General features: G+C 54.7%; 1 protein-coding gene and 2 pseudogenes. All 3 read right to left on the bottom strand.

Annotated elements, in window-relative coordinates; genetic code table 11:
* On the bottom strand, positions 1-264 hold a 264-nt coding region (locus CF137_RS18415; RefSeq protein ID WP_139720888.1), incomplete at its 3' end, for a transposase.
* A 55-nt stretch (positions 265-319) separates the two neighbouring features.
* A pseudogene (locus tag CF137_RS18410) lies at positions 320-753 on the bottom strand (transposase); the annotation flags it as partial.
* An 18-nt stretch (positions 754-771) separates the two neighbouring features.
* A pseudogene (locus CF137_RS22150) lies at positions 772-951 on the bottom strand (transposase); the annotation flags it as partial.

Raw genomic sequence — 951 nt, 5'->3', positions numbered from 1 at the left:
TAATTGGGACAGAGCCTTTTTTAAGATATCTCGCTCATCGGTGACGCGGCGCAGTTCAGCCTTGAGGCGCCGAATCTCGGCTTGCTGGCTGGAGTCATGCTGTTGCTGTACTTCGGGCTGGCTGTAGCGTTTGATCCAGGCGTAAAGACTGTGGCTGGACACACCAAGTCGCTCGGCGACCTCTGCCACCGGGTAATGGCGCTCAGTCACCTGCTTGACGGCGGCCAGTTTGAATTCTTCCGTGTAACGTTGCTGCTTGCTCATAACACCTCCTGAATGACCTCAGTTTGAGGCTCTTGAGGTGTCTAGGAAAGTAGGGGCGATTCAGTATCCGCTCACGGTTAATCGTCCGCTTGCGAGCCAGATAGTCGTAAAAACAGGAAGTGGGGACATCGAAAGCGCAGCAGACCAGGGTGATGGAGGCTTGCTCTCTTAATTGGTCTATCAGCGCGTACGTGTGAACTCGTCCGTCATCAAGAGAGCCGTAGCCTTTTTTAGAATGTCCTTTTCGCGTTCGAGCCGATTGATGCGGGCTTCCAGCGCCTGGATTTTCTGCTGCTCCGGAGTCAGCGCTTTGCTGATAGGAGTGGTGCCGGTTCGTTCGGATTGCAGTTGCTGAACCAAGCGGCGAAGTATGGTTTCACCGATATCCAGTGAACGGCTTGCTTCGGGGACAGAATATCCTTGGTCGAGCACCAGGGATGCGGCTTCGAGTTTGAATTCGGCAGTAAATGAGCGACGTAATCTTGTCATTGAACACCTCAAGTCATGGTGGCGACTGTTGCTGTCATAGGCGCCATCCGCATAAACACGTCCCAGCTTGCGCCGCAGTGGGTTAAGCAAGGTCGGCAACACCTCGGCATCATGGACATTTTCCAGCGAGACTTCCGCCGCCACGATATCGTGGGTCACCGGGTCTACTGCCAGATGCAACTTGCGCCAGACTCGCCG

The organism is Aeromonas sobria (genome assembly GCF_006243315.1).
Lineage (GTDB): Bacteria > Pseudomonadota > Gammaproteobacteria > Enterobacterales > Aeromonadaceae > Aeromonas > Aeromonas sobria_A.
The sequence above is the reverse complement of the archived record's forward strand: the minus strand, read 5'-3'. Positions and strand labels throughout refer to the sequence as shown.